The 5,019-nt window shown below is 71.3% G+C and carries 6 protein-coding genes; 2 read left to right on the forward strand and 4 right to left on the reverse strand.

What is annotated here, in order from left to right; all coding sequences use genetic code 11:
- Positions 1-668 (forward strand): molybdopterin-dependent oxidoreductase (locus C5B96_RS16690; RefSeq protein ID WP_146078237.1); only part of this gene is annotated, 668 nt, incomplete at its 5' end.
- Entirely contained in the window at positions 668-1,123 is a 456-nt protein-coding gene (locus C5B96_RS16695; protein WP_104246490.1) for a hypothetical protein, read from the forward strand. The genes C5B96_RS16690 and C5B96_RS16695, both read left to right, overlap by 1 nt.
- Positions 1,124-1,141: 18 nt before the next feature.
- Here C5B96_RS16695 and C5B96_RS16700 read toward each other — a convergent pair whose 3' ends face one another.
- From C5B96_RS16700 to C5B96_RS16715, 4 genes are all read right to left on the reverse strand, one after another.
- Complete coding sequence (locus C5B96_RS16700; RefSeq protein WP_104246491.1) at positions 1,142-2,419, reverse strand: LCP family protein; 1,278 nt, start codon at positions 2,417-2,419, stop codon at positions 1,142-1,144.
- A gap of 173 nt (positions 2,420-2,592) precedes the next feature.
- Positions 2,593-3,252 carry a bifunctional 2-polyprenyl-6-hydroxyphenol methylase/3-demethylubiquinol 3-O-methyltransferase UbiG gene (locus tag C5B96_RS16705; protein WP_233189261.1) on the reverse strand — a complete coding sequence of 220 codons (660 nt, stop codon included), beginning with the start codon at positions 3,250-3,252 and terminating at the stop codon, positions 2,593-2,595.
- Complete coding sequence (locus C5B96_RS16710) at positions 3,249-4,019, reverse strand: DUF2064 domain-containing protein (protein WP_233189262.1); 771 nt, start codon at positions 4,017-4,019, stop codon at positions 3,249-3,251. Before C5B96_RS16710 ends, C5B96_RS16705 begins: the two co-directional genes overlap by 4 nt.
- Before the next feature lie 175 nt (positions 4,020-4,194).
- Positions 4,195-5,019: a glycosyltransferase family 2 protein gene (locus tag C5B96_RS16715; protein WP_199176703.1), complete on the reverse strand. Its 825-nt coding sequence runs from the start codon at positions 5,017-5,019 to the stop codon at positions 4,195-4,197.

Here is a 5,019-nt window from a genome sequence, read left to right on the forward strand (position 1 = left end):
CGGCTGGGGCTGGGGCTGTGGCCAGGGCTGATACGGTTGCTGAGTCGGCTCCGGATGCGCCCCCGGCCGCGACATCCCCCTCCCGGCGCGGCTTCCTGCTCACCGTGGGTGCGGGCGTGGCGGCAGTCGTCGTGCTCTCCGCCGGGCAGTCGTTCGCGTGGCTCAGCCCGTTCAACCTGTTCGCACCCCGTGAGAAGGGAATCGGCCCGCAGCGCGTGCCGATCAACCGAACGGCCGCGGCAGCGCAGGTCACCGACACCGCGATGGACCCGGGCTGGGCGCTCACGCTGAAGAACGGTTCGTCGACGGTCACGTTCACCCGCGCCGAGCTGCTGGCCCTGCCCCAGACGACGGCAGACCTTCCGATCTCCTGCGTCGAGGGCTGGAGCCAGATGGCCACCTGGTCGGGCGTGCGCCTGGCCGATCTGGTGCAGCGCGTCGCGCCCGGCGGTTCGCCCTCGCTCCGCATCACGAGCCTCGAGAAGGAGGGCGGCTACCGGGTGACCCAGATGGGCTCCGAGTACGTCGCCGACCCGTCCACGCTGGTGGCTCTCACCCTGAACGGCGAGACGCTCGACATCGACCACGGTTACCCGGCACGCATGATCGCCCCCGGGCGCCCGGGCGTGCTGCAGACCAAGTGGCTGAGCACCCTGGAGGTGATGTGATGCGGCTCGCACGCGGCATTCTGATCGGGGCCGGGGTGCTCGGCCTGCTGCTCGGCGCCGTCGTTCTGGTGTCGAAGCAAGATCTTCCGGCCATCCTCGGCGTGGCGGCATGGATGCTCGGGGCGATCATTCTCCACGACGCGGTGATCTCGCCGCTCGTCTTCCTGATCGGCGTGCTCGCTCGCCGCGCCGGGCGCTCCGTGTCCCGGTCACTGCTGCTGATCATCCAGGGCGGAATCGTGGTCGGCTGCCTGCTGATGCTGCTGATCGTGCCGGAGATCTACGCGAAGACGCTGGGCACGGCGAACGAGACGGTGCTGCCGTTCGACTACGCCGCGCGTCTCGGACTGATGTGGGTCGGGATCGCGCTCGTCACGGCGCTCGTCGCCGCATTCCATCTGCGTGCGGCCCATCTGCGTACGGCTCGGAGCCGTCGTCGCCCGCAGGCCGACTAGAGGCCAGGTAGCCTCCCGCTAGTTGCCGACCGTGCAGGTCTCCTCTGCGGCGGTCTGGCCGGTGACGGTGCTCGGCAGGGCCACCGTGCTGGGGGTCGCGGCCGGTGCATCCGTCGGCGTGTCGGTCGGCGTCGTGCCGTCGGCCGGCGGCGTGCCCGCGTCTGACGGCCCCGCGGTCTCGGCCGGCGTGGCGTTCGGGTCGGCCTCGGCCGCCTGGCCTGTGCCGCCGGTGATCGTCAGCGGCTGGTCGTTCACCAGGGCGGCGTTCAGAATGGCGGCGGCCGAATCGTCGGGCACCACTCTGTTCGCATCGTCGGGATCGTCGACGACCGGGTACTGCACGAACACGAGGTTCGACAGGTTGACGTCTTTCAGCGCGAGGGCGATCGAGACCATCGAGTTCGGGTTCGTGAGGCTCGTCGAGAGGCTCATGTTCGAGCCGGCCGCATTCGCGAGCTGGTAGAGCGTGACCGGGTTGGCGAGCACGCCGGCGCTCGTCACCTTGCGCATGAGGGCCGACAGGAACACCTGCTGGTTGCTGATCCGACCGAGGTCGCTCCCGTCGGCGACGCCGTGGCGGGTGCGCACGAACGCGAGAGCCTCGTCGCCAACCAGGTCTTGTGGCCCGGCTTCGAGGTCGAGGCCGGTGTAGGGGTCGACCACCGGCGAGGCGAGGCAGACGGTGACGCCGCCGACCGCCGTCGACATGGCCGAGACGCCGGCGAAACTGATCTCGGCGGCGTAGGGGATCTTGAGGCCGGTGATGGCCTCGACCGTGAGCACGGTGCAGCTGAGCCCGCCGCGGGAGAGGGTGGTGTTGAACATCGCGAAGTCGGTCGCGTCGACCGTGCCGCCGTCGCCGTTCGGGTCGGGGCACTCGGGAACGGGGCCCATCATGTCGCGCGGAAAGCTGATCACGGCCGCGTTGCTGTGATCGGCGGAGATGTGCAGGAGGATCGTCACGTCGTTGTTGCCGAGCCCGGAACTCGCATCCTGATTCGCCGCGTCTTCGAAGCCCGACCCCTGGTCGGTGCGGGTGTCGGTGCCGACGAGCAGCAGGTTGACGCCGCCCTCGATGGCGCCGACGCTGACCGGTGCGGCCTGCCCGCCGTCGGCGGTCTGCAGCTGGATGCCCGGCTTCAGCCGCCCGAACGTCTGGGCCACGGCGATGGCGGCGACCGAGGTGGAACTGACCGCGAGCACGGCGACGACGGCCACCAGCAGCGTCACCAGCACGCCGATGGGGCGTCTGGCGTGCGCTCTGCCGTGCTTGACCTGGAGGTCTCGTGCGCTCATGCGGGGTGTCTCATTCGCGGCCGGGTGCCTTTCGCTCAGCGGTCGTCGGACACCCTATGCTGCCGTATCGCCGCTCCGCAACCGCGATTCCGCGCCTGTTTCGCTGCAAACTCGTGGTCGATCTCCAGTTTCTCCCGCTCCGCCGACACCCTCGACGGCCGCGGTGACGCCGCTCAGGGGCGAGGTTCGAGCCGGCAGAACGTGCGGCCGTCCCGGCTCCACGTCTGCACGACGTCGAGGCCGGCGGCGGAGCCGCGGCGGGCGAGGGCCGCCGCCCCGATCTCCGCCCAGGGGAAGGATGCGCTCGCCCGCCCGTCATCGCCGACGATGGTGCATTCGTAGCTGCGGTCGACCGAGGCGTCCTGCTGGACTTCGACCAGGAGGCAGCCTGTGGAGGAGAGGAGCTCGGCGCACCGTTCGAGCAGCGCCGACGGATCCCCACCGATACCGATGTTGCCGTCGACCAGCAGCAGCGTCATCCACGCTCCCTCAAGGGGCAGCGGATCGAACACCGACGCCCGCAGCACCGGAACGCCGGCGGCCTCTGCCACACCGATCGCCGCATCCGACACGTCGATGCCGAGCGCGCTGTACCCCGCGGTGAGGGCGGCACGCACCATGCGGCCCGGGCCGCAGCCGATGTCGAGCAGCGGGCCGGAGCCCTCCTCGATCAGGCTCATGTCCGTCGCGTCGGCGGCGGCGCTCCAGCGGGCGACGTCCATCACCAGCGAGGCGGCGCTGTTGCCGGCGGCGGGAACGAGCAGCAGCTGCCCGTCGTTCTGCAGGGCGCGGGCGTACGGTTCGTCGCCGCCGGCGCCGAAGGTCGGCGTCACGACCGCGCCTCCACGAGCTCGCGGGGTGCGGATGCCTCGGGCGTGGGGGTGGGCGTGGGTGCGCTCGTCTGTGAGGTCGTCGCCGTCTCCGTGGCGGCGCACCAGGCTGCAGCGAAGCGGCCCGTGGGCGCGAGTGCGGCGACGTGGGCGGCATCCAGCGCGGTGTCGACATCGGTGAGCTCGTCGAGCAGGCCGACGACGAGGCCCGCCTGCTGCAGCCGGGAGAGCTGCACACGGCCGGTGTCGTCCTGCGACATCGGCACGCCGTCGATCAGCGAGCCGTCGGGGGTCGCCATGGCGAGAGCCCAGAAGCCGCCGTCGGTCGACAGGCCGAGCCAGGCGCCGGGGGTGCTTCCGGTGGGTGCGTCGGGGGCGCCCTCGCTGAGCGTGGGCGGGCCGAGCGTGGGCGGGGCGAGCGTGGGCGACGTGAGCGTGGGCGGGGTGGCGCCGTCCAGCGCCTGCGCCCAGGCGAGCACCGGTGCGAGGTTCTGCTGTGTGAGCTGAGGAGTGTCCATGCCGACCAGCAGGGTGGGGCCCGAGCAGTGCGCGAAGATGTCGGCGAGCCGGGCATCCAGAGCCCCCGTCACCTGTGGAATCAGATCGAAACCGGCCGCCTGTGCTGGAGCATTCGCGGGGTCGCCGTCGAACGCGAGAATGCGGCGGGTCGCGGGCAGCGCGCGCACGACATCGAGGGTGTCGATGAGGCTCGCGGATGCCACGAGGGCAGCCTGCTCGAACGTCACGTCGGGCGTGAGCCTGGTCTTCACCCTGCCCGGTAGACACTCTTTTGCGATGACGATGACTGTGAGCACCGGGACTCCCTCTTGGCTGCTGTGGAACGGCTGCTGTGCGACTACTGCGATGAGCTGTTTTTCGTGCGGCAGGAGTTCGGAGCAGACGGCCCGATGGATGGTTCGCACAGCGGGCACCCAGCTTCGGCCCTCACCCGCTGTTCCGCACGGCGGCGAGCAGCCGCGACATGTCGGTGATGGCGCCCACGGTGCCGCGGAGGGTTCCGGTGACCTTCGAGCGGCCGACGCGGGGGGAGTACCCCGTGTCGACCTCGACGATGTTCCAGTGGGCGGCATTCGCGCGCAGCACCATCTCGAGGGGGTAGCCGCTGCGGCGGTCTTCGAGGCCGAGTGCGAGGAGCGGTTCGCGGCGGGCGACGCGCATGGGACCGAGATCGTGCAGGCGGATGCGCGCCCGCAGCCGGATGAGCAGGGAGAGCGCGCGGTTGGCGAGGCGGGCGTGCAGGGGCCACGAGCCGCGGGCGATGGGGCGGCGGCGGCCGAGCACGAGGTCGGCGGTGTCTGTGGTTGTGCTCGTGCTCGTGCTCGTGCTTGTGCCGGCTGTGCTTGTTGTGGCGGTGCCGGAGGTGGCGGAGCCGGCGGGTGCAGTTCCGGCCACGGTGGTCGTGCCGTCGACCCCCGCTCCGCGCAGCAGGGCCACCATGCGCGGCAGCTCGGCCGGATCCATCGACGCATCCGCATCGCAGAACGCCACCACGTCTGCGGTCGCCGCGAGCAGGCCTGCGTGGGCGGCTGCCCCGAACCCGCGCTGCGTCTCGGTCACCACGAGGGCGCCGAGCGAGCGCGCCACGGCGGCCGAGTCATCCGTCGACCCGTTGTCGACCACGATGGCGCGGTACCCGGCGGGCAGGCGTCCGAGCACCCAGGGCAGTGCTTCGGCCTCGTCGAGGCAGGGCAGCACGACGTCGACCCCGCAACGGCAGGCGCCAACGGGGTGGCGCCCTGCCCCGAACAG

The organism is Subtercola sp. Z020 (genome assembly GCF_002931235.1).
Lineage (GTDB): Bacteria > Actinomycetota > Actinomycetes > Actinomycetales > Microbacteriaceae > Subtercola.